Genomic DNA, 24,386 nt, shown 5'->3' with positions numbered 1-24,386 from the left:
AGGATCATTTGAGAAGAGGTCATGGGATCAACGAGCGGGATTTACCGTGAATTCAGCGGCCGAGGGGTGAAGGTCGATCATCCACTCGTTCATCGATTGATTCATCTCAGGGGTCGCCTCGATGAAGTTCATGAAGTATATCGGTTCGGCGCGACTGCGCATACGAATGGCGATCCGGTAACGCCCGGGCGTTTTTATGGCCGATGCCGGAATCGTGTAACTGGCGGTGCGCTTAGACAACGGCGGCAGGCTGCGGCTCTCCATGCGCACAAAGGGCGGATGGTTCAAGACGCTCGTCGGCACGCCGGCAGGACGGATAAAGGGAAGTTGGTCGATATCCATGTTGATCGGCAGGTACATCTCCCGATCCGTGCCCTTGATGTTCGTGGTCAGGAACTTGGTCTGCAGGTTAAAGAGCTGGCTATCAACCGGCAAACGGCCCGCACGGACATCAGGGGAATGCAGGTCGGCCATGTCACCTTGGCTGTCGACATAACCGGACTCCCAAACGCGGGCACCTTTTTCGTCAAACAGGGCGACGTTAAGCCAGAGCTCAGGCTGAGCGCCGAGGGAGCCTGAGGGCAAGTTGTGACCCGAGTTGGTGTTATGGAGAACGTAGTTCACTTTCAGCGCTTTTCCGGCAACCGGATCGGACTGGAAGAACGGGCCATCGAGCTTGGCGCCGTTGTTCATGACCTGTTCGCGCAACTTCTTTTTCTGCTCCAGCATCACCAGGTTTTCATCGACGATGAGACGGGCGTCCGAGCGGTCTTCGACCGAGGCCCACTCTTCAGGGAAGGTGAAATCGGCGGGCTTTTTGGCCACTTTTTTCTCGAATTCCGGGGTGCCCCAGCCGGCGCGGTAATCAAATTTCAGCCAGCTCTGCAGGGCGAAACGCTTGGCCTCCGGATGGTGAGGGAAGATACCGGGGTGAACGATCGGATAACCCGGGCCGAAAAAGGCGTGGTTGGAGTGCTTACGACCGGGGTTGATCGCTTTGCCGTTAACGATGGCTGCTGGGCCAGTCTCGAAGCCCTCGGCTTTGCCGGGCACCTTGCCCATGTGACACTCTTGGCAGCTGATTCCTTGGGCTGCGGCGGGTGAGGCGCGGTATTGATCCCAGACGACTTCCAGTTTGATGCCGGGGTGCACGGCCACCTGATGGCACGAAATACAGAATTCGGATTTGCTCAGGGCATCAAATTTCACGGCGGAGTTATGAATCACCTGCCCGGGACCCGGATCTTGGGGTGAGAGCTTAACATGGTGTTTATCCTTGTTCAAAATGATCTCCGTCAAACCGGAAGCATTCGAATTGCCGTAAACGGGCTTGGTGATGTCGCCCATTTCGATCCGGCGCTCACCGTTTACACGGGAGTACTCTTCCTTAACGCGATGGCAGGTGACGCAAGTGATGCCCTCGCGGGACACCTCGGAACGCTCCCACAGGGGCTGTTCGCGCGTTTCGCCCATCGTGGTCCCGACCGCAACGTGGCAGCGCATGCAGAACATGCCGATGGTGCCCTGCGCCAAGTCGTTGATCTTCTGCTCAAACTTGTGGAAGACGGGCGAAATCGACGCGTAGGCGTGGTTGGACGAACGCCATTCGTCGTAGATTTGCTTGTGGCAGGGCGCGCATTCGGAAGCGCTCGGGAAATTATTCTTGGCGTAGATCGCCAGATGCGGGTCAACCGGATCCTTCGCTTTGGGTTTGGCCGGCGCCAAGGGTGCAGAAGCCGCCTTCGCCTTGACCACGGGAACATCATCGCCCCCCAGTAAATCGTCATCCGCGGCAGCCGCTACTTTGGCGGCTGGCTTAGCTACGATGAGAGAAATCAATTCGTCGTCGGCCGACTGCACTTTGGCGACAACGGGTTGGGCGGAGGGTTCGGCGTGTAACAGAACGCCCGCCGCAAGCAGGGCGAAGCATCCAGATGTCAGGTTTTTGTAGGCAAATGGGAAACGCATAGAAATAGGATTAAGCGGTGTTGCTTATACTCGCCCATGCCGACCATCACTGCGCAAGCCGATAATCAGCCCTGCGACCAACTTTACATCCTTGGTTATGCCAAGGTTCGGTTTGGGTTAGCGCCGTGAATAAAACTGGGGTAACTGGCTCGCCGAGAACTTATGCAGGGCGGTGTTCGGGTTTTGCGCGGGAAACTTTTATCGGAGATATTCATACGATTGACACGAAGCCATTCTGCTTTTCCACATCTCTCGACTAATTCATCGGGTTAACACCCCTACTTAAGCCATTCTTCGCAAAAAACCATGACCGCCCTGAAAACCAAAAAAAACCTAGTGGTCGCCTGTCTGGCCGCCCTATTTGTTGCGCCCAGCCTAAGCTTCGCCGCCCTAGATAGTTCCAAGCTGGTGGGGCCCGGTAAGTGCACGGATTGCCACAAGAGCGAGGCCAGCGCCTGGCAGGAGATGAAGCACTATAAAACCTTCGACGATCTGCACCGTCGCCCCGCCGCCAAGGAAATCGCCGCCAAGCTGGAGATTGTTAACATCAAAACGGAGAGCACGTGCATGCAGTGCCACTATACGGTGAACGACACCGGGCGCGCGGTTGCTGGCGTTTCCTGCGAATCGTGCCACGGTGCAGCAGCGGATTGGATCACCCTCCACAATGAAAAGGGCCGCCGCGCCGACGCAGTCGCCCAAGGCTTTATCTCCCCCAGCAACATTTACCAACTGGCGGTCAATTGCTACTCGTGCCACACCGTTCCCAATGAAAAACTGGTGAACGTGGGCGGCCACCAGGCCGGCAGCGCGATTGAGCTGGTCTCATGGGTGCAAGGCGAAGTCCGCCACCACTTTAAGGCCGGAACCACCAATGCCGATGCGACCCCCGAGCGGAAGCGCATGCTTTACTTGGTCGGCCGCGTGGTTGACCTCGAGTACAGCCTGCGTGGTGTCGCCAATGCCACCGAGAAGGCCACTTATGCCGTGACCATGGCCCGTCGCGCCAAGGCCGCCCGTGCGGAAATCCAGAAAATCATCGATGTGCTCCCCCGGGATGAAATCAAGGCCGTTGCCGCCGCCGTCGATGGCGTTGGCCTGAAGCTTAACAACAAAGAACCCATCATGGCTGCCGTTCAAACCATCAGCGATCTGGGCCGCAAAATCAGCGACACCTACAAGGGCGAGGAACTGGCCGCGCTCGACGCCCTGATCCCCACCGTTGTACAGGGAACACCCTACGGTGCAGCACAATAAACGGCTGCGAGCGCTAATCAAAGGCTGTTAACCACTGGAACTATGTCTGAAGCCCCCGCCACCATTTCCCGCCCTCAACGCTGGGACGTTCCCTTCGAAAGTGCCATGGGCGCGGTGGCGGTGGCGCGGATTTTATCCATTCCGCCGTTTAGCCAAATCGACGCCAGCCGGTTTCCCGCCAGCACCTCACTGCCCGACATTCTTTTAAACGACACCGGTCTGCGTTCGTTTAAAAAAAATCAGGTCATCGTCCGTGAAGGTGACTACGGCAATTCAGCCTTTTTCATTATAACGGGCAGCGTACGGGTCGCCTTGGGCAAGGATGCCATTCCTGCGGAGGTACTTGGCCGCCGGCAACCCGAGAAGAAGGACTTTCTCTCTACCCTGCGCCAGTTGTGGGGCAATGCGCGTTATCCCGAAGTGCGTAGCCTGCGTCGCTATAAAGAAGCCAAAGCGGGTGCCGAGCATGAAAAGGGGGATGATACCACGGCCATTTTTCTGCACGACATCCCCAGTGTCCTCAAAGGCGGAACCGCTGTATTAACCGCAGGAATGTTCTTCGGCGAAATTGCCGCTTTGAGCCGAACCCCGCGTACTGCTACCATTTTTGCCGAGGAAGATTGCGAACTGCTCGAAATCCGCTGGCAAGGCCTGCGTGAACTGCGTTTACGCGCCCCGGAGATCAAACAGTTCATTGACACAAACTATCGCAAGTATTCACTGGAGAACCACCTCCGCGAAACCAAGTATTTCAAAGACCTCAGCCCTGCGGAGCTTAAAGAGGTCGCCAATCAAACCCGTTTCGAGACCTACGGCAGCTTTGACTGGCATTCGAATTACAAAAAAAATCGGGACGTCGCGCCCGAGGAGCGCATTAAAGAGGAGCCGCTGATCGCCGAGGAAGGTCAATACGCCAACGGCCTAGTTCTTATTCGCGCCGGGTTTGCGCGCATGAGCCAAAAGTATAATCAGGGCGAACGCACCGCGAGTTACCTCTCCCGCGGCCAAATGTTCGGCTTCGACGAGATCGCGCACAACTGGAACACCAAGGATTCGGCGCCGCTTCAATATACACTGCGCGCGCTCGGCTACGTCGACGTGCTGGTTGTTCCGACTTCGGTGGTCGAACAATATATTCTGCCGAAAATCCCCCAAGCGTCATTCCCCCCGCCGATTGTTGCCCAAAACAAACAAATCAACGACCGCCGCGACGGCGAGTTGTCGACGGACGTCGTGGAGTTCTTGGTGGACAATCGCTTCATCAACGGACGCGCCACCATGGTGATGGATTTGGACCGCTGCACGCGCTGCGACGACTGCATCCGCGCCTGTGCATCGGCGCACGATAACAACCCGCGATTTGTCCGGCACGGACACCAGATCGGGCGCTATATGATAGCCAATGCCTGCATGCACTGCCTCGATCCGGTGTGCATGATCGGCTGCCCAACCGGCGCGATTCATCGTAACGCGCTCGGCGGCCAGGTGGTCATCAACGATACCACGTGTATCGGTTGCTCCACCTGCGCCAACAGCTGCCCCTATAATAACATCCAAATGGTCGAGATTCGCAATGAACTCGGCGAACACATTCTCGATCAGGAAAATCGACCGGTCACCAAAGCCGCCAAGTGCGATCTGTGCGTCGAACAAATGACGGGCCCCGCGTGCGTCAACGCCTGCCCGCATGACGCCCTGACCCGTGTTGATATGCAGGACACTCAAACCTTTGCCAAATGGCTTCAACGCTAACGTTTTTCTCCCAGCGGCGCCTCATCAACCTTGGCCTGCTCCTTTCGGCGGTTGCCGCCTTTTGGGCGCTGCAGGAAAGTTATGCCAACGGCATTCGCTCCACGGGATTATTATCGGGGACGGCGCTGTTCGGCACCTGCCTGGTGCTGGCGCTGTTTAACGCGCGAAAAAAGCTCCCCTTCATTCCGCTGCTGAAGGCATCGACGTGGACGCAGTTCCATATCTACGCCGGCTGGTTTGCCGTCGTGGTGTTCTTTTTTCATACCGGTCTGCGCATGCCGAACGGCTTGTTTGAGATCGCCCTCTATAGTGTTTTTTTGGCGGTCGCTTTGAGCGGTGTGCTGGGCCTGATCCTTTCGCGCATCTATCCCTCGCGCCTGCGTTTATATGGGGAAAACCTGATGTACGAACGCATCCCCAGCTTGCGCCAGCAACTGCAAGCCGATGTGGAGAAAATCATCTGGAAAAGCGTAAATGAAACCAAGTCGTTTACCTTGGCACGCATGTATGAATCCAAGTTAAAGGCCTATTTCTCTGCTAAAAAGAATACTTTTCATCACTTGATCGGTTCTGAGAAGCCGGTGAACGACCTCACCGAAGAACTCAATCAACTCCAGCGCTACATGGTGGCCGCGGAACGCGTTTTTCTGGCCGAAGTCATCGAGTGCGTGAAAGCCAAGGACAATCTGGACATGCAAGCGACCTGCCAAGGCGTGCTCAAGTACTGGTTGTTTATACACATTCCGCTCACCTTTAGTCTATTGCTCATGGGGCTGCTGCATGGGCTTATGGCTTTGGCGTTTAATTGATACTCCTGCTCAAACCGACATGAAACGCCTTCAGCGATTCGATTTTAAGTTCAGCCGCTACCAGCGCCCCAACCAGGATTGGGAGTGCGGCAGTGCAGATGCCTGTGCCGCGTGCCCGTTGGGACCCGACAGCAAGGGTCAGTGCCGCGCCACGACCGAATGCAAACCCCGCAAAGAAGGCGACCGGTGGAATTGCACCCGCTCCGATTCACGCGGTGGTAAATGCGCCGACGGCCCGCTACCCGATGGAACGTGCTGCAAAGCCATTCCTCCGTGCACCCCGCGCCGCAGTGTCCGCTCCCAGCGTAAACTCGCTGTTGTGCTGGTTGTTGCGCTTACTCTGGGCACGATTTTAATCGCCCTGGGCTTACCCAGCCGGAATCAAACCTTCAATCCGGGCCCGGTGATCGCGCAGCACGCCGCCGACGGCATTTCCTGCGATCGGTGCCACTCGACCGCCCAACTCACGTCAAGTGCGTGGCTGGCCTCCGCTTTTACTTCTTCCAGTTCTCACGCCAACAGCGAGCGCTGCATGGCCTGCCATAATCTGGGCGCCCAACCCATGCAACCGCATGGACTTAAGGCGGAAGAACTCGCACTGATTACGCAAAAAATCACCGGCGCCGGCTCAGTCAACACGGCCGTCGGGGCGATTGCGGATCATCAAGGCAATGTTTCCTGCGCGACCTGCCATCGGGAGCACCACGGGCGCGATTTTGACCTAAAAAAGGTCTCCGATTCGTCCTGCCAAGTTTGCCATAGCGTTCAGTTTGAAGGCTTCCCCAACGGACACCCCGACTTCAAAAGTTATCCCTACGATCGCCGTACGCGGATCATGTTCGATCACAACGCGCATATATCAAACTACTTCCCGGCAGCCAAAGACCAGAAAACGGTCCCGCAAGGCTGTAACAGTTGCCACGTCACCGACAGTGCCAATCGCTTGATGCTGGCGCGTAATTTTGAGCAGTCCTGCGCACAATGTCATAGCGACACGATTGTTCGGCCAGGTGCTGCGGGTATCGCTGTATTAAGTGTCCCCGGCCTGGATCCGGCCTTCCTTAAAGCCCGCGCAGCGACCCTCGGCCAATGGCCCGCCGATGCGGACGGCCCTCTGACGCCCTTCATGCGTTATTTGTTGATGTCCGACGCCAAAGCGCAGGGCGCCCTGGCGACATTAAAAGACGTCGACTTGATGTCGCTCCCGCGCTCACGTCCCGAGCTGGACGCTGCCGCCGAAACCCTCGCCTGGGCCACCAAGGAGCTCATTGCCGACCTGGTTATTTCCGGCCATGACGCCATCAAAAAACGGCTCGGGGTGAGCGCAGCCGGACTGGCGGGTTCAATTTCGCCCGAAATCCTCCAAGCCTTCACGCGGGCTGAGTGGATTCCTGATTTATTAATCGAAGTTGCCGCTCACCGTGCAGGGCAGGCACTGCCCGCCAAGGCCGCCCCCAAGCCGGTTGCCGTGGTGGTGGTGGCTGCGCCCGCCCCTGTAAAGCCGGTCCCCAAAGCCACCGATGATATTCTTGGAGGTGATGATATATTGGCCGCCGCACCCGCCGTTGCAGCCAAACCAGCCGTAAAGCCAGCAGCCAAGGCTGCGGCTCTGGATGACGACATCATTGATGACGCGCCCAGCGCACCGGTTGTAATTAAACCCGTGGCGCCGGTGGCCCCTAAACCGATCGCGGGTGAAAAGTGGACTTCAGGCGGAGGCTGGTATGCCTCCAATTCCGACTATTCTGTTCGGTATCGTATTACCGGCCATGCAGATCCTTTCGTGAAAGCCTGGCTGGAATATGCCGCCGCCCAAGCAACCACCCCGGACGCGCGACTTCAGTTTAAAACGTTGGCCGAGACCAATAGTTGCACGAAGTGCCATAGTATTGATCAGAAACCGGGCGCCGGCCTGGTGGTCAATTGGCACAGTGCGACCACCAATCCCCAAACGCATAAGTTCACCAAGTTCGATCATGGAACCCACTTCAGTCTTTTGAGCGAAAAAGGCTGCCAGTCCTGCCACCAGATCGAGCCTGCAGCTCAATATAAAGCGGCCTTTAAGGATAATTTAAATCCCGCTGTATTCACGAGTAACTTCCAAAAAGTGAACCTGATGAATTGCGCGAGTTGCCATAACCCGCAAGGTGCGGGCAATAGTTGTACACTCTGCCACAATTATCACATCGGAACGTTCACGCCGACGGTTAAGTCCGCCTTCAACAATGATAAATCGGTGAGCGGTTCAGCGCCGAAGCCGTAGTCACCGATAGACAGTAACGAACGTGCCGGATTAAACCCATGCAGTTTAGCCGCGAAAGAACGCAAGGAGCGCAAAGAACAAGCTCTGCATTTCCATGTGTTCTCTGCTTTCTTTCGCGGCTAAAAGGCTCGAAGCATTCTGGTAAATTTTAAGGGCGATCAGATGAGCCGACTTAAATATTGCTGCCTGCTAGGTAGGCTTACGGCCGCAACACTCCAAACCCCTCATTTATGAACTTCCATTTGCGCGCTCGTTCTTTTCTCGGCGGATTTCTCGTCCTCGCCCCGCTTTTGACCAGTTGCACCAGTCCCGCAGGTAAATCGACCACCAACCCCGCCCACCCGGGGCCCGCAGTTGGACAAGCGGCTGGAAATGTAGTCGGCGTTGTTGGCGGCAATGTCGTCGGTGCGGCTGTCGGGGCTGTTGAAGGAACGGTGAGCGGGGCGCAAAAACCCTTCACCAACGAACCACGCACCATTCGTACCTGGCGCACGGAAACCACCAGCGATGGGCGCACCATTCAAGTCCCCCACGACACGTCGGTCGACGCGTACGGCCGTCCCATTACCATCAACAAGTAAACCCTAGGTTTACCCGTTCGGGTACCGCCCTTTTCAAGGCATTGAATCGGGTGTTTACCCGCAAAAAAAGCGCCGTCTTAACCCGAGTTCCGCAGTTCGAAAGATGGTTTTGTTGTATTTGAGGCACTTGCGTAATTTAAGGGGCGATTTTCGGCACTACATTGCTGATTTCGCGGGTGCCTTTGGGCAGACGCAGGCCGAGGTGGGTGAGAAGCTGGGCGGTGGCCGGTTCTGGCTTGGTGACTACACGCAAGCGTAGTTCGGTCGTGATTTCGGCCCGGCGCACGGGCACGACAACATCGACGCTTTTGATTCCGCCCATTTCCTTGACCAATTGCCGTGCACAGGTGCCCAGCCCCTTCGAGTGCATCCACTGCTCAAGCGTGCGCCACAGCGCCAACGCTAGGAAGCAAACCAGGATATGCGCCTGGACGCGGTCCTCTTTATGGTGAAACACCGGTCGCAGTCCCAGGTCGCTTTTGGCTGTGCGGAACGCCGCCTCGGCCTGCGTGAGCTGGATATACCACTTCCACAACAAGACCGGATCGGTCTCCTCGCAGTTGGTGCGCAACAGATACGCGCCTTTTTGGCGGTGCGCCTTTTGTCCGGCGTCGAGCCGGCTGCTGATGCACAGGGCGCCGGCACGGCCTTCCCCATCGCGTAATACCTCCGCCATTACAATCGCGGCGGCGGCGGGATATTTACCCAGGTGCCGGCCGATCCGCCGGCCCACGGCTTCCTGATCGGCCTGCGGCGTGCGGCTGAGCCAGGCGTCGATCTTGATCAACTCTGCCGTCAGTCGCTCGCTCTGACGTTGGAGCATCGCGCGCTCCTTCTCGGCCCGCGCGCCGCTGCGACATAACACGTAACGCTCGCCCGGCTCGCCGTCGGGCTGTTCGACCAGGCGCACCTCCAGCCCGTCTTGCACGGTTTTCCAGTCGGATTGTTCGAGCAAAGTCTGCTCGTGGGCGCGCAGCCAGCTTTTCGGCGTGCCGACCAGGTAGCGCGCCTTGCGTTCGCGCAGGAAAGTAATGTTCGCCTCGGAGACCATGCCCCGGTCCATCACCCAGATCCGTTCGGCCTGGCCGTATTTGGTTTCCATTGCACGCACGATGTCCTCGACCGTGCTCACATCGGCGCGGTTGCCCGCAAACACCTCGAAGCTCAGCGGCAGGCCCTCGGGGGTGCAGACCAGGCCGATGCAAACCTGTTTATTGCCGCTGCGTTGATCTCGCGAGTAACCGCGTTGGGCCTGCGGATTGCGCTCCGCCTCGCCCTCGAAGTAGGTGCTCGTCACATCGTAGAGCAAAAACTCGAAGCGCACGCCAAACCACTCCCGGTAACGCGTCATCAGGTGGGCGCACAGAGCGTCCTTGTGCTCGCCGAGCTGATCGAGCGCGCGGTAGAGCCGGTCATCGTTGACCAGCCGGTTGTCCACACCGAGCAGATCATCGAGCGCGGTGGTGTCATACCAGTGCTCGGCCACTCCGAGTTCAGAGCGTTGCGCGCAAAACCGCGCGACGGTAAGCAGAGCGGCGGTATGCGCCCAGCCCACCGACTCGCGGCCCTCGGGCAAAAGCTCGCCGAGCAGCTCATTGAGCTTGAGACGGTGCCAAAGCGAGAGGGCGAGGTAACACTCGCCGAAGTCGCGGCTGCGTTCTACTCTCAGAGCGCGCAGATCAGCCGGCTCCCAACGCGGTGCGGTGTCACCTTCGGTCTGGCCCGGCAAACCGAGCCCGGGCAGAGGTGCGGTGTCCGGCTTGGGGATCGGAGTTTCCCCGCGCAACAATGCGGGTAAATCATCCCAGCCCCCGCGCAAGCCCGCCAGTTGCGCGTCGTCGAGTTTGCCCAGCGAGGCGACGACCTGCTGACGCGGCCCACGCGCGGTGCGCACCGTCCGGCACAAGTGCCAATAACTGTAACCGACCCCGCGCGCCGACTTGGTCTTACGTCGTAGGAACATGCCCGGCAGTATCGCAGAAATCCGAGCGCTCCTCAACGGGGTGTTCGGCACTACATGCCTCCAAAACCTCGTCTTCCCTCGTAGGCGCCCGCCGCCAAAAATCTGCTCTCCTCTGAAACTTTTTTTGCCGACTACGCCAACTGCGGAACTCGGGTTAAAGGACGGCGCTTTTTCGTGTCTAATAATTCTCTCGTAAAGCTTAACGCTTGCGGTGCTTGAGTTCGAGCTGGATGCCGGCGAAGCGAACCAGTTCGTGCAGGATTTCTTGCTCAGAGGGATCCAGGTGCGCGGAGGCCGTGAGCGCGTTTTGGGCCCGTTTCAGCGCTTCCTCGACCGCCTTCTCATCGATCTTTTCTTCGGTGATCGCGTGCTCGGCCAAAATCGAGACCTTGTCAGACTCGATCTGGGCAAAACCTTTGCCCACCGCCAGCACCTGCTCCTTGCCGTCCTTCATCAGACGCAACTCGCCGCCAACCACTTGGGTCAACAACGGGATGTGCCCGGGCAAGATACCGATTTCACCGGTCAGGGTCGGGACAACCACCGTGTCGACGGTGTCGCTATAAACCCGGGCTTCCGGGGTGACGATTTCGAGTGTAAGTGCCATTTTTTGAACCACTAATGAACACTAATGGACACTAATCCAACTTCGGTACAGTGACCGAGATTGGAGTGTCTGCATTAGTGATAATTAGTGAAGATTAGTGGTTAACGATTGGATCCGCCTTACTTCTTGGACGCGGCGAGCACCTCGTCGATGCCACCCTTCATGTAGAAATCGCCCTCAGGAATGTGGTCGAGTTCGCCGCTGAGGATCATCTTGAAGCCGCGAACGGTCTCCTTGACGGGAACGTACTTACCCGGCGCACCGGTGAACACCTCGGCCACCGCGAACGGTTGCGAGAGGAAGCGCTGAATCTTACGGGCGCGGTAAACGGTCTGCTTGTCCTCAGGCGAGAGCTCGTCGAGACCGAGAATCGCGATGATGTCTTGCAAGTCCTTGTAGCGCTGAAGGACGCGCTGGAGTTCGCGGGTGATCTTATAGTGCTCTTCACCAACGATCGAGGGCTCGAGGGCCTTCGATACGGAAGCGAGGGGATCGACCGCGGGGTAAATGCCGAGCTCGGCGATGGAGCGCTCCAACACGATGGTGGAGTCCAAGTGGGCGAAGGTGTTCGCCGGGGCCGGGTCGGTCAAGTCGTCGGCGGGCACGTAAACGGCCTGCACGGAGGTGATGGAACCCTTCTTCGTCGAGGTGATGCGCTCCTGGAGGAGGCCCATTTCGGAGGCCAGCGTCGGCTGGTAACCCACCGCGGAAGGCGAGCGACCGAGCAGCGCGGACACTTCGGAACCGGCTTGGGAGAAACGGAAGATGTTGTCGATGAAGAGCAACACGTCCTGGTTTTTCTCGTCACGGAAATACTCGGTCATGGCGAGGGCCGAGAGGGCCACGCGCATACGGGCACCGGGCGGCTCATTCATCTGGCCGTACACTAGGGCGACCTTCGACTCGGACAGGTTGTCCTGCTTGATGACGCCTGCCTCGGACATTTCGTGGTAAAGGTCGTTACCTTCACGTGAACGCTCGCCGACGCCGGCGAACACCGAGTAACCGCCGTGGGCCTTGGCGATGTTGTTGATGAGCTCAAGGATAACCACCGTCTTGCCGACGCCTGCACCACCGAACGCACCGGCTTTACCGCCCTTGATGAACGGGCAGATCAGGTCGATGACCTTGATGCCGGTTTCGAGGATCTCAGCCTTGGTGTCCTGATCGGCCAGCAAGGGAGCGGCGCGGTGAATGGGGTAACGCTTGGTGTGAACCACTGGGCCTTTGCCATCAACGGGGTCGCCGGTGACGTTGAAAATGCGGCCGAGAATGCCGTCGCCAACGGGAACGGTGATGGGCGCGCCGGTATCAACCACGGCCATGCCGCGGACCAAGCCCTCGGAGGAGGACATGGCGATGGTGCGGGCGACGCCGTCACCCATGTGCTGCTGGATTTCGAGAGTCAGTTTCTCCTGTTTGCCGGAGACGGTGAAGTCGACGGTCAGGGCCTGATAGATCGGGGGGATCGCGTTTTCCGCGAACTGGACGTCAACGACGGGGCCGATGACTTGGACGATTTTGCCGGTGTTGCTCATGAACGGAGTGGTTAGTTAAATTTTTAAAAGAAAAGAGGGAATTAAGCGGCGAACTGGGCGGCGGCGATTTCCAGGATTTCCTGGGTGATCGCTGCCTGACGGGCCTTGTTGTACTCGAGGCTGAGTTCGCCCACGAGTTTGTTGGCGTTATCCTTGGCGGTCTTCATCGCCACCATACGGGCCGAGTGCTCGGAGGCGCGGGCCGAGAGCACCAGCTGGTAAATGTGCTTGTTGATGTAGAAGGGGATCAGCGCTTCCATGACTTCCGTGGCGCTAGGCTCGAAGATCATGTCGCGGGTGTCGCGCTGAACCTCGATACCGGCTTCGGACTGGGCCTGGGAAATGAAGGTCGACAAGCTGGTCAACGGTAGCACCGGACGCAGCGTGGCTTCCTGCACCAAGGTGTTGCGGAAACGCGGGTAGATGACCTCGACGGTGTCGATTTCACCGGCCAGGTATTTCTGCACCATCATCTCGACGGCCACCTTCACCTCGGAAAACGGGGTGCGGTCTTGGACGACGAAATCAGCAACGAGCTCGCGGTGGGTGCGGGCAAGGAACTGGGAGCCCTTGCGACCAATGGAGAAAAACTTCACCGGGGTTTTGATCTCGGTGACGAGCTTGAACAGGTTGGCGTTGAGCGGACCGCACAGGCCCTTGTCACTGGTAACCAAAAGGATGCCACGGGTTTTAACCTCGCGTTCGTCGAGGAACGGATGCTTGAGCTCGGTGACACGGGAGGAAAGCGCGGCCAGCATCTCGGACATCACCTGGATGTAGGGGCGGCCGGCCAGAGCGGCCTGCTGCGCCTTCTTCATCTTGGACGCAGCGACGAGCTCCATCGCCTTGGTGATCTGGCGGGTGTTTTTGACGGATTTGATCCGTCGGCGAATATCGCGTGTAGAAGCCATGTTGGAGGAGGGAGGTCAGCGATCAGAAGTCAGAAGTCAGAAGTCGGATGTCGGAGGGCAGAGATCGGAGCTCCGGATGATTCCGGAGCTGACCTGACTTCTGTCATCTGACCTCTGACGTCTTTCTGTTGATCGGCAGGTTTGATCAGGCGCTGTAGGTGGACTTCCACTCTTCGAGAGCGGTGACGATCTTGGCTTCGAGGTCCTTGTCCAAGGCGGCCTTGGTGCGGATCTCGGTGAGCAGCGCGTCCTTGCGGTTCTTGAAGAACTCGCGGATGGAAACCGAGGCGGCGTTCACCTTTTTGATGTCCAAAGCGTCATAGAACCCGCGCTGAAGCGCGAAGATCGTGATCGCTTGGAGTTCGATGGAAACCGGGCTCAGGGCGGGCTGCTTGAACAATTCCACGATGCGGCCACCGCGGTCCAGCTGGGCCTTGGTCTTGGCGTCGAGGTCAGAACCGAACTGGGCGAAGGCGGCCAATTCGCGGAACTGGGCGAGCTCACCCTTGAGCTTACCACCGACCTGCTTGGTGACCTTGATCTGCGCGGCAGAACCGACGCGCGACACGGACAGACCGACCGACACGGCGGGACGGATACCTTGGTTGAACAAGTCGGTCTCAAGGAACACCTGGCCATCCGTGATCGAGATCACGTTGGTCGGGATGTAGGCGGACACGTCGCCGGCCTGGGTCTCGATGATGGGCAACGCGGTGAGCGAGCCCTTGCCGTCGAGGCGAGCCGAACGCTCGAGCAGGCGGGAGTGCAAATAGAACACATCGCCCGGATACGCCTCACGACCGGAGGGGCGCTTCAGGATGAGCGAGATCTGGCGGTAAGCGACGGCGTGCTTGGACAAGTCATCATAAACGATGAGGGCATCCATGCCGTTTTCCATGAACCATTCGCCTATGGCGGCACCAGAGAAGGGCGCAAGGTATTGGTTGGCGGCGTTGTCGGCGGCGGGAGCGGCGACGATCGCGGTGAACTCCAGGGCACCAGCGGCCTCGAGGGCAGAGATGGTGCGAACGATGTTGGAGTTCTTCTGGCCGATCGCGACGTAAACGGAATAAACGGGGCGGAACTTGGGGTCGCCGGAAGCAAGGCCGACCTTGTTGATGTTCGCCTGATTGATGATCGTGTCGATCGCGATGGTGGTCTTGCCGGTGCCACGGTCGCCGATGATCAGCTCGCGCTGACCGCGGCCGATCGGGATCATGGAATCGATGGCTTGGATACCGGTGAAGAGCGGTTGGGAAACCGACTTACGGGACATAACGCCGGGGGCGATCTTTTCCACGGGATAGGTCTCGGTGGTGCCGAGCGGGCCCTTGCCGTCCACGGGGTTGCCGAGGGCGTCAACGCAACGACCGAGCAGGCCTTTGCCGACGGGAACGGAGAGGAGTTTTCCGGTGGTGGACACTTCGTCGCCCTCCTTGAGCTGGGAAACGTCGCCGAGAACGACGGCGCCGACCTCGTCGGTGCCCAGGTTCAGGGCGATGCCGATGACCCCGTTGGGGAACTGGATCATCTCGTTGTAGGCGACGTCCGAGAGGCCGTCGATTTTGGCGACGCCATCGGCGACGGTACGGATGATACCGGTGTTCTTGCGGACGGCTTTGTTGGAAAGCTTCGCGATCTGCTGTTCGATTTGTTCGATGACCGTGGACATGCGGGCGGGTGGATTAGGTTTTAAAAAGGGAGCGGGTGGAAATCAGGCGCTGGCAGAAAGAGCAGCGAGTTGGCCGGCGACCGAGGACTCGAAAAGGTCGTCGCCGATGCGAACGCGGATACCGGCGAACAGGCCCGGATTGGCCTTGGTTTGGGTGGTAACCGGGCGCTGGTAACGGGCGGAAAGCGAGGTGGCGATCGAAGCGAGTGCGGCCGCGCTGACGGGGCCGGAATGCTCGACGACGGCGATGCCCTTGGCGACTTCGGTGGCGATCACGCGCTGGTAGGCGGTGAGAATCGTCACCGCGTTAACCGGGTGGTGCTTCTCCACGTAACCGAGGATGCCAGCGACTTGCTCGCTGGAGATACGCCCGTCGACGAGGCTCAGCTTAAAAAGCTGGCGAACGAGCTGCTGGATCTGGGCTTTGCCGGTGACCATGACGGGGGCTTAGACGGAGGTGAGCTCGCGAGCGGCAGCCTCGTTGTAGGCGGCGCGGTCAGCTTCGGTGAGTTTCTTGGCGAGGACCTGCTCAGTGGTGGCGACCACGAGGCGGGCGATCTCGGTGCGGGCGTCGGCGAGCATCTTCTTGTGCTCGAGGTCGATGGCCTGCAAAGCCTTGGCCAGCTGGGAGGCGGTGCGCTCGGTGGAGGCGGCGGCTTCGCGCTCGGACAGCTCTTTGGCGGTCTTGCGGGCCTCATCGATGACCTTGTTGGCGTTGAGCTGGGCCGCCTTGAGCTGGGCGGCGATTTCGGCCTGGGCCTCGACGAGGCGGGCGGCGGTGGCCTGGGCGTTGGCCAGACCGGCTTCGATCTTGGCGTTGCGCTGGTCCATGGTGGCCAGAACCGGCTTGATCGCGAACTTGTAGAGAACGAAGGCGAGGATGCTGAAGCTGAACAGCTGCATGCCGACGTTCTTGGCGTCGATACCGAATTTGGTGACGAGGTCGTGGACAAGACCGCCACCTTCGGCGCCAGCCTGGTGGGCAGCGGCGGTCGCGTGTTCAACGGCGGGCGTGATTACAGCCAGGAGAGAAGAGAACATGGTAGGAGGCGGGAACTTGAAAAAAGGGAGGGTGGCTCCGGGGCCGAAAAGGCCGCCGGAGCCGGGAACACTCAACGGACTTACTTGGCGAGGAACAGCGCGAGGAGACCGAGACCTTCAGCCAGCGCCATACCGAGGATGGACTGAACGAGGATCTTGCCCGAAGCGCCGGGGTTGCGACCGACGGCCTCAGCGGCCTTGGTGCCGATGGCGCCTACGGCGATAGCAGCGGCGATGAGGCCGCCCGTGGATGCGATGTTGCCAGTGATTTCAGCGATGAACATGTGTGGATTACTTAGTTGGTTTGGGTTGCGTCCGGTCGTGTACGTTTGGTGTGGCGCGTAGGCCCGTAATCACTCCCGAACAAAGTCGGGAAAATTAGTGGGCGGCCTCTTTGGCGTCGCCGTGGTCGTCACCGTGATCGTCGGCATGGTCATCACCGTGGTTGCAGATCAGGCCGATGTAGACGGCGGTCAACAGGGTGAAAACCAGACCTTGAACGAAGCCGACGAGGAGCTCCAGGAAATAGAAAGGCGGCAGGAAGTGCATGGCGTGAAGGAGGTTTTCACCACCGAACACGTTGCCGAACAAACGCATCGAGAGCGTCACGGGGCGGATGAAGATCGAGACGACCTCGATCACGCCGACCACGATGAACACCAACGACAGGCCCCAGTACATGGCGGGCGCGAGTTCCTTTTTGTCGGCCTTGTTGCCGAACAGGTCTTTGATGAGCAGGCCGGGACCGGCGTAGCGCATCACAATCACAAACCAAGCACCGAAGGAAACCAGCGCGAGGGCGATGGTGCCGTTCAGTTCCGAGGTGTGCGGGCGGATCAGCGCGGTTTCGACGTGGAAACTGCCGTCAACCACGTGGCCCCAGCCCACCGTACCAACGAAGGGCAGGAGGCCCGACCAGTTGTGCAAAACGATGAAAATGAACAAGGTTACCAGTACGGGGAAGGCCATCGGCATGGCTTTTTTACCCACGATCGGCTCGTACAGGCCGCGCAACCCATTGAGGGCCTCCTCCAAGATGGCCTGACCGCGCGACGGCACCAACTTGGGCGTTCCCACCATCCAGCGAATCGCAAAAATGATGACCAGGGTGATCACCCAGCTGGTGAGAATGCTATTGGTCACGGGCACGCCGATGAAGTCCTTGAGGGACGAGGCGGCTTCATGTCCGCCAGCGGCGAACGCGGTCGCGCCGCTTGCGATGAGCAGCGTCGAGAGGGCGAGGGATTTGACAGCGGACATGGGTGCGAGAATGGGCGGTCGTTGAGGGAAAAGTCCAAACCAAGGAGACCCGCTATGCGTGCGTCAATCCCTGAAGATTACTTCTTCTTATCAGAAGGAATGTAATTAGTTCTACGCAGGCCATACGCTGCGCAGCTAATCACCCGTCTGATTCGCCCTGTCTGGGACACCCCGCCTGAGTTTCATCCCTAATTCGGGATCAACTGGGCTCAGAACGGATTGAGCACCCAGGACGGAAAGAGGCCCAGGGCAACGATTAAGCCCGCCGCCACCAGCAACGTGAGTGCGGTGACCACAGGCACACGAACGGGCGTGGCCGGGACGTTCTCGCTCGGCGCCACGACCAGGGCCTGCTTGAGAACTGCGAGGTAATAATAGAGCGCAACCGCACTCAGGGCGATGGCCAGCAGGGTCAGGGCGCCCAACGGGCTGGCCAAACCGCCTGCCTGCAACGCCGCGACGAAGACCGAGAATTTACCAAAGAAACCGGCCAGCGGCGGAATGCCCGCCAGCGAGAGCACAAACACCGTCAAACACCCGGCCAACAGCGGTGAGCGGCGGTAAAGTCCGGCCAGGTCGGTGATTTTTTGGCAACCACCTTGACGCTCCAACACCGCGATCACACCGAACGCGCCCGCCGTCGCCACACCGTAAGTGAGCAAATAGTAGTAAAGTCCGCCAAAACCGACCACGTCGGCCACCACCACCCCGAGCAGCATCACACCGGTGTGGGCGATCGCGGAGTAGGCCAGGAGACGGCGCAGATTGGTTTGAGCGAGCGCCGCCAGATTACCCAGCAGCAGCGAGGCGCCCGATAACAGCGCGACAATCGTTATCCAGCCGCCCGCCTGGCCGAAGCCGTGCGCCGGATCGCCCGCCAGCCCGCCGAGCCCGGGCCAGAGCAGGCGCAGGAACAGGGTAAAACCGGCCAGCTTCGAGGCCGAAGCGATCAGCGCAGCCGAGGGCGTGGGGGCGCCTTCGTAGGCGTCGGGCGCCCACAGGTGGAACGGCGCGGCGGCGGCTTTGAAGCCAAACGCCACCAGCACCATGACCAACGCGACCATTAACAAGGGCGACAGCTCGGTGTGGGCCAGCGCTGCGGCGATGCGCGACAACTCCAGTTCACCCGTCACCCCAAAGATCAGGCTGAAGCCGAACAAAAGGAACGCCGTGGCCATGCCGCCAAACAGGAAATACTTGAGTGCGGCCTCGGCGGAATCGCGCCGGTCTTTGTCAAAACCTACCAGTATGTAGAGCGAGAGGCTGGCGAGTTCCAACCCGGCGAACGCGACCAGCAGGTGATTGGCCGCCGCCATCAGTGTGAACCCGGTGGTGGCGAACAGGATAATCGCCACGTATTCGGCCGGGTGGCGGGGCGGCTTGGCTCCCGCCGCGATCCCGAGGGTGAGCAGCGCCAGCACGAGCACGCCGCAGCGCGCCCCCACGGCGAGATCATCCAACACAAACTGGTTTCCATAAACCCCGCCGACCGCTCCGACTGCGACCGATGCTAGCAGTGCGCCGATCAGGGTGAGCGCGCCGAGTACCAACGACGCCGTGAGGCGCGCTCCGGGCGCGCGGCGGCGGCCGAAGATCAGATCGTAGGCGAGCACCAGCACGGCGCCGTCGGCCAAAATGATCTCGGGTTGAAACGCGTGGGCGAGCTCGGCGTAACTGGGGTTAATCATTGGGCACCTCCGGTCCAAATCGCGCGCATCGCCTGCGATTGCAGGCTGGGCACGATCCAGTTGAGCAACAGATCAGGTTTCAGGCCGATCAACACGATGGCAGCCAACAGCAGCAGCGCGCCGGTTTTTTCAGGCCAGGTGATCGGCGCATAGGCGTGAGCGGCGTCGGCAGGTCCCCCGTGTTCGGCGTGCGCGCCACCGTTAGCCGTGGCGACGGAGGCCGAGGCTTGCCCAAAAAACGCGACTTGGATCGCGCGCAGCGTGAAGGCGGCGGCGATCAGCACTCCAAAAGCGGCGCACACCGCCCAGACCGTGGAAAACTGAGAGGTGCCGATCAGCAGCGTGAGTTCGGCGGGAAAACCGCTAAAACCCGGCATGCCCATCGAGGCCAGTCCGGCGATAACAAACACCACCGCCGAGAACGGCATCAGCCGGTGCAGGGGGAGTTTTTGCAACTCGGCGAGCTGCCGCGTGTGGGTGCGCTCGTAGACCATCCGGCCGACCACCGCGAACAGCAGCCCGGCGATCGCCCCGTGGGAAAACATCTGCAACACCGCTCCCGACACCGCCACCGGGTTGGCGGCGGCCAAACCCAGGATCACAAAACCCATGTGGCTGACGCTGGAGTAACCGATCACGAATTTGAAATCGTCCTGCACCAAGGCGACCAGCCCCGCGTAGATAATTCCAATGACGGCGAGAGCGGCGATGGCCGGTTGCCAAAAGGCGAGGCCGGCGGGTATCAGCGGCATGGCGACGCGCAGGCAGCCATAGGCACCGAGTTTCATCACCACTCCAGCGAGTAGCATCGAGGCACCGGTGGGCGCGGCGACGTGGCCGGTCGGCGCCCAGGTGTGGAAGGGAAACATGCCGGCCAGCACGGCGAAGCCAGTGAAGATCAGCGCAAACACGGTGAGCTGGTCGGCCCGCGCCAGAGTGGGGGCGGCACGCGTCAGTTCACTCAGCCCGAAACCGGTGGCGTGGCCCGTGGCATAAACCCAGAGCAACCCGGCCAGCACCAGCGCGCTGCCGGCAAAGGAATAGAGCGCCAGTTTCATCGCGCCATACTGGCGGTTGGTGGAACCCCAGTTCGCGATGAGGAAGTACTTGGGCACGATCGCGATTTCGTAGAAAACGAAAAACACGAACGCGTCAGCGCTCAGGAACACACCGTACACCCCGCCGATCAGGGCGAGGTAGAAGGCGAAAAACTCCCCTACCCGCTCCTCGATGTTCCAGGAGAACAGCACGCCGGCGGTGGCGGCCAAACCGGTGAGCACCACCAGCGTCAGGCTGATGCCATCGGCGGCGAGGTGGTAATTAACACCGAGCTGGGGAATCCACGGCACGTTGACCAGGGTCACCAACTCGGGCGTGGGCTTGAAACCGAAGGCGGCGACCAGCGCAACGCCCCACGCTGCGAGCGCGGTGAGCAACGCCACCACGCGGGCGGCGGCGGCGGAGCGTTGACCGACAGCCAGGGCGAGCAGCGCGCCGGCAAACGACAGGTAAATGGAGTAAGGCAGCAGGTTCATGGCAGGCGGGCGGCCCACGAAGTGACCAGCGGGTTAAAAATGCTGACGAGGAATTGCGGCCAGACGCCGAGAACGAGCATCAGCACGACGGTCGGTGTGAGCGTGATGATTTCCAGAGCGCTGAGATCACGGAAGGTGGCGACGCCGGGGCCTTCCGGGCCGTGGAAGACGCGTTGCCAGAAGGTCAGCAGGAAATAGGCGGTGGCGAACAGGCCGAGGCAGCCTATCACTGCCGCCCATGGGGCGAGTCCGAACACACCGCGGAACACCAGAAACTCGCCGACGAAACCGTTGAGTCCGGGAAGCCCCAGCGAGGAGAACAGCGCTACCCCGCAGAGGCCGGCGAAGATCGGCGCCGATGAGCGCACGCCGCCGAAGTCGTGAATCCCGCGCCGGCCGCCAGAGCGGTTTTCCAAAATCCCCACGCAGAAGAACAGCGCCGAGGCGGACAGGCCGTGGTTAACCATCTGCAACAGCGCGCCGCTGAGCGCGGCCTGAGCCGCCTCGGTGTGCGGGGTGTAGAGGCCGGCACCGGCGACGGCGAAGAGCGCCAGCAGGCAGTAACTCACGTGGTTAATCGACGAGTAGGCGACCATGCGTTTGAGGTCGGTCTGCGCCATTGCGGCAAAGGCTCCCAGCACCACACCGGCCAGCGCGAGGGCGGTGAGCACGGGCGCGGCGGCCTGCAACTGCTCGGGGAAGATCGGCCAGAGGATGCGCAAGAAACCGTAAACGCCCATCTTCGACATGATGCCGGTGAGGAACATCGAGGCGCCGGTCGGGGCCTCGGAGTAGGCCGAGGGCAGCCAGGTGTGGAAGGGGAACAGCGGTACTTTGACGGCGAGCCCGAGCAGCACGCCGACGAAAATCGCAATGCTCACCGGCTGCCCGAGCTGGGCGGTGAGCACGCCGCTTTTGGCGAGGGCCGCCAGCGCGACGAAGTCAAAGGAGCCGGTTTTCGCAAACAGCGCGGCAAACCCCAGCAGCATGAACGCGCTGCCGCTGATCGTATAGACCACGAATTGGTAAGCCGCCCGCGAGGCACCCGGGCCGCCCCAGAGTTTTATCAAAAAGAACGCCGGGACCAGGCTCAGTTCCCAGAAGAGGAACCACGGGAAGAAATCGAGGGCTAGAAACACGCCGAGGGCCGCGCCTTGGAGGAGCAGGAACAACCGGCCGAACAGGCGCGGGTCGCGGTCGATTTTCCACGAGGCCAGCAGCGCGGTCGGGGCAATCACCCCGGTGAGAGCCACCAATGAAAGGCTCATGCCGTCGAGCCCGAGGTGGTAGCTGACGTTGAGCCAGGCGATCCACGCGTGTTGCTCGACCAGCTGGTAGCCGGAAGCGGACGGTTGAAAGACGGCCCACGCCACTGCGGCGAGCCCGAGCGTCGTAAGGCTGAACCCGAGCGCGAGCAGGCGGGTAAAACGGGGACTGAGCCGTGGGTTGCACGCCAGCAGGAGCGCGCCGAACCACGGCGTGAAAATGATCGTCGTGAGCAGGCAGTTCATCGGGCACCTCCTAGCGATAGTGACAACACGAGGACCAGAACGATGAACGCCACCGCGATGACACGCAGGTAGCCGTGGGCCTCGCCGGTTTGCGCTTTTGCGTAAACCCGCCCCGTGCCGCGGATGCCGTCGCTCGCGGCGTCGAAGCCGCCGTTGAGGTTGTCCTCGTCAAACTGGCGGTTAACCGAACCCGAAAACAGCCCGAGCTGAGCGACGAAGTTAACCAGTCCGCCGATCACGTAGCGGTCGAGTTTTTGGGCAAAGGCGGCGAGCAGGTCGTTGAGGCGGCCGACCGTGGCGGCGTAGAGTTCGTCGAAGCCGAGGCGGTTGGCCAGGGCAGCCATGACCGACGGGGCGGCGGTGCTGAGCGGGTCGTGGGCTTCGGCGGTTTGGCGCAGTTTGGTGCCGTAGAGCCACCAGCCAAGACCAAGGCCGGAGCCGACTAGACCGATGGAGAGGGCCATCAAGCCGCCGCCTTCGAGCAGGTGGCCGAAGTCGGCGTGCACCGCTTCGCCGGCGAGGGTGGCTTGCAGCCAGGGATACGCGGGCGTGCCGAGGAAACCCAGCAGCACCGCGCACACCGCGAGTAGGATGAGTGGCACGGTCATGACCGCGGAGTTTTCGTGGGCGTGGTCGGCGGCGTGCGACCGGGGTTTGCCAAAGAACGTTTCGGCGACGAGGCGGGTCATGTAGAACGCGGTCAGCACCACGGCGGCGAGCGCGGCGTAGAGCGGCATGTGGGAAACGTGCCAGCCGTGGGCGGCGTGGAGGATGCCTTCCTTGCTCCAGAAACCGGAGAACAGGAACGGCACGCCCGAGAGCGCCATCATGCCGACGGCGAAGGTGGCGAAGGTGATTTTCAGCCGCGTCCGCAGTCCGCCCAGTTGGCGAATATCCTGTTCGTGGTGGGCGGCGTGAATGACCGAGCCGGCCCCGAGGAACAGCAGCGCCTTAAAAAAGGCGTGGGTGAGCAGGTGGAAAATCGCCGCCGTCCACGAGCCAACGCCCAGCGCCAGCATCATGTAACCGAGCTGGGAAACGGTGGAGAAAGCGAGGACGCGCTTGATGTCGTTTTGGGCGCAGGCGATCAGCGCACCCATCAGCGCGGTGATCGCGCCGATAAAGGCGACGACGGTGAGCGCGTGCACCGGCACGGCGGCAAGCACGGCGTCGGCGGACATCAGCGGATAAACCCGGGCGACCAGAAACACGCCGGCGGCCACCATCGTGGCGGCGTGGATAAGGGAGGAAACGGGCGTCGGGCCTTCCATCGCGTCGGGCAGCCAGACGTGGAGGGGAAACTGGCCGGACTTGCCGATCGCACCACAGAAGATGAGCAACCCAATGGCCGTCGACAGGGCGAGACCGCAGCAGGCGAGGGTTTTACCGGAGAGCGCGGCGAGGGTGGCGGTTTCCAGCGCGCCGTGGCCGTTATCGAAAAATAGGAGCGAGCCGCCGGCTTCCGAGAGCCAGAGCAGGCCGAGCAGCAGGCCGAGATCGCCGATGCGGGTGGTGAGGAAGGCTTTTTTGGCAGCTGCGGCGGCGGAGGGTTTGTGAAACCAGAATCCGATCAGCAAATACGAGGCGAGGCCGACCAACTCCCAGCAGATGAACAGCAGCAGCAGGCTATTGGCGATCAGCAGCCCGAGCATCGCAGCCGCGAAAAAGCTCAGGAAACAGAAGAAACGGGAGAAGTTTTTATCCTCCTTCATGTAGCCGAGGCTGAAGGTGAAAATCAGCGTGCCGACGAAGGTAACCATCACGCACATGAGAGCGGTGAGCGGATCCAGCAGGAAACCGAGGCGGAGCGTGCTGGCGCCGAGGTCGAACCAGGCGAAGTTAAACACCGCGTGGGTGGCGGGGTTTTGCAAAGCGCCGGCGAGCGCCAGGCACGACAGCACGCAGGAGCCTGCCATGGCGAAGATCGCGGCGAGCGCGATGCCCCGGTGACGGGAAAACGCGCCGATGGCGGCGACGAAAAGCGGCAAGGCGGGGATCAGCCAGAGGTGTTGGGCGGTAAGGGTCATGGC

At 60.5% G+C, this 24,386-nt stretch carries 19 protein-coding genes; 5 read left to right on the top strand and 14 right to left on the bottom strand.

Features of this window, described 5'->3' with window-relative positions:
• Positions 1–27: 27 nt before the first annotated feature.
• Entirely contained in the window at positions 28–1,968 is a 1,941-nt protein-coding gene (locus H2170_17575; GenBank protein MCS6301883.1) for a cytochrome C, read from the bottom strand.
• 306 nt (positions 1,969–2,274) lie between these two features.
• On the opposite strand from H2170_17575, the gene H2170_17570 reads away from it, so the two are divergent.
• From H2170_17570 to H2170_17550, 5 genes are all read left to right on the top strand, one after another.
• Positions 2,275–3,225 carry a cytochrome c3 family protein gene (locus H2170_17570; protein MCS6301882.1) on the top strand — a complete coding sequence of 317 codons (951 nt, stop codon included), beginning with the start codon at positions 2,275–2,277 and terminating at the stop codon, positions 3,223–3,225.
• Positions 3,226–3,267: 42 nt separating this feature from the next.
• Positions 3,268–4,977, top strand: coding sequence for a cyclic nucleotide-binding domain-containing protein (locus H2170_17565; GenBank protein ID MCS6301881.1), 1,710 nt, complete (start codon positions 3,268–3,270; stop codon positions 4,975–4,977).
• Positions 4,962–5,786 carry a hypothetical protein gene (locus H2170_17560; protein MCS6301880.1) on the top strand — a complete coding sequence of 275 codons (825 nt, stop codon included), beginning with the start codon at positions 4,962–4,964 and terminating at the stop codon, positions 5,784–5,786. Before H2170_17565 ends, H2170_17560 begins: the two co-directional genes overlap by 16 nt.
• 19 nt (positions 5,787–5,805) lie before the next feature.
• Positions 5,806–8,049 (top strand): hypothetical protein, encoded by a 2,244-nt coding sequence (locus H2170_17555; protein MCS6301879.1) that lies wholly within the window; start codon positions 5,806–5,808, stop codon positions 8,047–8,049.
• A 230-nt stretch (positions 8,050–8,279) separates the two neighbouring features.
• Entirely contained in the window at positions 8,280–8,630 is a 351-nt protein-coding gene (locus H2170_17550) for a flagellar motor protein MotB (protein MCS6301878.1), read from the top strand.
• Between the two features lie 136 nt (positions 8,631–8,766).
• Here the strand turns inward: H2170_17550 and H2170_17545 are convergent, their stop codons facing one another.
• The 13 genes from H2170_17545 to nuoL all read right to left on the bottom strand — a co-directional run bounded on the left by H2170_17545 (position 8,767) and on the right by nuoL (position 24,383).
• Positions 8,767–10,593, bottom strand: a complete 1,827-nt coding sequence (locus tag H2170_17545; GenBank protein MCS6301877.1) for an IS1634 family transposase — start codon at positions 10,591–10,593, stop codon at positions 8,767–8,769.
• A gap of 199 nt (positions 10,594–10,792) precedes the next feature.
• A complete protein-coding gene (gene atpC / locus H2170_17540) occupies positions 10,793–11,200 on the bottom strand; it encodes an ATP synthase F1 subunit epsilon (GenBank protein MCS6301876.1) in 408 nt (135 codons plus the stop codon).
• A gap of 119 nt (positions 11,201–11,319) precedes the next feature.
• Positions 11,320–12,738, bottom strand: coding sequence for a F0F1 ATP synthase subunit beta (gene atpD, locus H2170_17535; GenBank protein ID MCS6301875.1), 1,419 nt, complete (start codon positions 12,736–12,738; stop codon positions 11,320–11,322).
• Positions 12,739–12,779: 41 nt separating this feature from the next.
• On the bottom strand, positions 12,780–13,649 hold the full coding sequence (atpG, locus tag H2170_17530) for an ATP synthase F1 subunit gamma (GenBank protein ID MCS6301874.1): 870 nt from the start codon (positions 13,647–13,649) through the stop codon (positions 12,780–12,782).
• Positions 13,650–13,794: 145 nt separating this feature from the next.
• Complete coding sequence (locus H2170_17525) at positions 13,795–15,321, bottom strand: F0F1 ATP synthase subunit alpha (GenBank protein MCS6301873.1); 1,527 nt, start codon at positions 15,319–15,321, stop codon at positions 13,795–13,797.
• Between the two features lie 42 nt (positions 15,322–15,363).
• On the bottom strand, positions 15,364–15,759 hold the full coding sequence (locus tag H2170_17520; GenBank protein ID MCS6301872.1) for a F0F1 ATP synthase subunit delta: 396 nt from the start codon (positions 15,757–15,759) through the stop codon (positions 15,364–15,366).
• A 9-nt stretch (positions 15,760–15,768) separates the two neighbouring features.
• Positions 15,769–16,362: a F0F1 ATP synthase subunit B gene (atpF, locus tag H2170_17515; GenBank protein ID MCS6301871.1), complete on the bottom strand. Its 594-nt coding sequence runs from the start codon at positions 16,360–16,362 to the stop codon at positions 15,769–15,771.
• An 80-nt stretch (positions 16,363–16,442) separates the two neighbouring features.
• Positions 16,443–16,646, bottom strand: a complete 204-nt coding sequence (locus H2170_17510) for an ATPase (GenBank protein MCS6301870.1) — start codon at positions 16,644–16,646, stop codon at positions 16,443–16,445.
• A 94-nt stretch (positions 16,647–16,740) separates the two neighbouring features.
• A complete protein-coding gene (locus H2170_17505) occupies positions 16,741–17,622 on the bottom strand; it encodes a F0F1 ATP synthase subunit A (GenBank protein MCS6301869.1) in 882 nt (293 codons plus the stop codon).
• Positions 17,623–17,831: 209 nt separating this feature from the next.
• Positions 17,832–19,310 (bottom strand): NADH-quinone oxidoreductase subunit N, encoded by a 1,479-nt coding sequence (locus tag H2170_17500; protein ID MCS6301868.1) that lies wholly within the window; start codon positions 19,308–19,310, stop codon positions 17,832–17,834.
• Positions 19,307–20,845: an NADH-quinone oxidoreductase subunit M gene (locus tag H2170_17495; GenBank protein ID MCS6301867.1), complete on the bottom strand. Its 1,539-nt coding sequence runs from the start codon at positions 20,843–20,845 to the stop codon at positions 19,307–19,309. The genes H2170_17500 and H2170_17495 overlap by 4 nt, the downstream gene beginning before the upstream one ends.
• On the bottom strand, positions 20,842–22,356 hold the full coding sequence (locus tag H2170_17490; GenBank protein MCS6301866.1) for an NADH-quinone oxidoreductase subunit M: 1,515 nt from the start codon (positions 22,354–22,356) through the stop codon (positions 20,842–20,844). The genes H2170_17495 and H2170_17490 overlap by 4 nt, the downstream gene beginning before the upstream one ends.
• Entirely contained in the window at positions 22,353–24,383 is a 2,031-nt protein-coding gene (nuoL, locus tag H2170_17485; protein ID MCS6301865.1) for an NADH-quinone oxidoreductase subunit L, read from the bottom strand. Before nuoL ends, H2170_17490 begins: the two co-directional genes overlap by 4 nt.
• Positions 24,384–24,386 lie beyond the last annotated feature (3 nt).

Origin of the sequence: Opitutus sp. (assembly GCA_024998815.1) — a bacterium.
GTDB lineage: Bacteria > Verrucomicrobiota > Verrucomicrobiia > Opitutales > Opitutaceae > Rariglobus.
Note: the sequence above shows the minus strand (reverse complement) of the source record. Positions and strands in the feature narration are given on the sequence as shown.

Bases quoted from the DNA above. Each gene is read 5' to 3' on its own strand.
- H2170_17575 (MCS6301883.1), bottom strand. From the start codon at position 1,968: ATGCGTTTCCCATTTGCCTACAAAAACCTGACATCTGGATGCTTCGCC.
- H2170_17570 (MCS6301882.1), top strand. From the start codon at position 2,275: ATGACCGCCCTGAAAACCAAAAAAAACCTAGTGGTCGCCTGTCTGGCC.
- H2170_17565 (MCS6301881.1), top strand. From the start codon at position 3,268: ATGTCTGAAGCCCCCGCCACCATTTCCCGCCCTCAACGCTGGGACGTT.
- H2170_17560 (MCS6301880.1), top strand. From the start codon at position 4,962: ATGGCTTCAACGCTAACGTTTTTCTCCCAGCGGCGCCTCATCAACCTT.
- H2170_17555 (MCS6301879.1), top strand. From the start codon at position 5,806: ATGAAACGCCTTCAGCGATTCGATTTTAAGTTCAGCCGCTACCAGCGC.
- H2170_17550 (MCS6301878.1), top strand. From the start codon at position 8,280: ATGAACTTCCATTTGCGCGCTCGTTCTTTTCTCGGCGGATTTCTCGTC.
- H2170_17545 (MCS6301877.1), bottom strand. From the start codon at position 10,593: ATGTTCCTACGACGTAAGACCAAGTCGGCGCGCGGGGTCGGTTACAGT.
- atpC (MCS6301876.1), bottom strand. From the start codon at position 11,200: ATGGCACTTACACTCGAAATCGTCACCCCGGAAGCCCGGGTTTATAGC.
- atpD (MCS6301875.1), bottom strand. From the start codon at position 12,738: ATGAGCAACACCGGCAAAATCGTCCAAGTCATCGGCCCCGTCGTTGAC.
- atpG (MCS6301874.1), bottom strand. From the start codon at position 13,649: ATGGCTTCTACACGCGATATTCGCCGACGGATCAAATCCGTCAAAAAC.
- H2170_17525 (MCS6301873.1), bottom strand. From the start codon at position 15,321: ATGTCCACGGTCATCGAACAAATCGAACAGCAGATCGCGAAGCTTTCC.
- H2170_17520 (MCS6301872.1), bottom strand. From the start codon at position 15,759: ATGGTCACCGGCAAAGCCCAGATCCAGCAGCTCGTTCGCCAGCTTTTT.
- atpF (MCS6301871.1), bottom strand. From the start codon at position 16,362: ATGTTCTCTTCTCTCCTGGCTGTAATCACGCCCGCCGTTGAACACGCG.
- H2170_17510 (MCS6301870.1), bottom strand. From the start codon at position 16,646: ATGTTCATCGCTGAAATCACTGGCAACATCGCATCCACGGGCGGCCTC.
- H2170_17505 (MCS6301869.1), bottom strand. From the start codon at position 17,622: ATGTCCGCTGTCAAATCCCTCGCCCTCTCGACGCTGCTCATCGCAAGC.
- H2170_17500 (MCS6301868.1), bottom strand. From the start codon at position 19,310: ATGATTAACCCCAGTTACGCCGAGCTCGCCCACGCGTTTCAACCCGAG.
- H2170_17495 (MCS6301867.1), bottom strand. From the start codon at position 20,845: ATGAACCTGCTGCCTTACTCCATTTACCTGTCGTTTGCCGGCGCGCTG.
- H2170_17490 (MCS6301866.1), bottom strand. From the start codon at position 22,356: ATGAACTGCCTGCTCACGACGATCATTTTCACGCCGTGGTTCGGCGCG.
- nuoL (MCS6301865.1), bottom strand. From the start codon at position 24,383: ATGACCCTTACCGCCCAACACCTCTGGCTGATCCCCGCCTTGCCGCTT.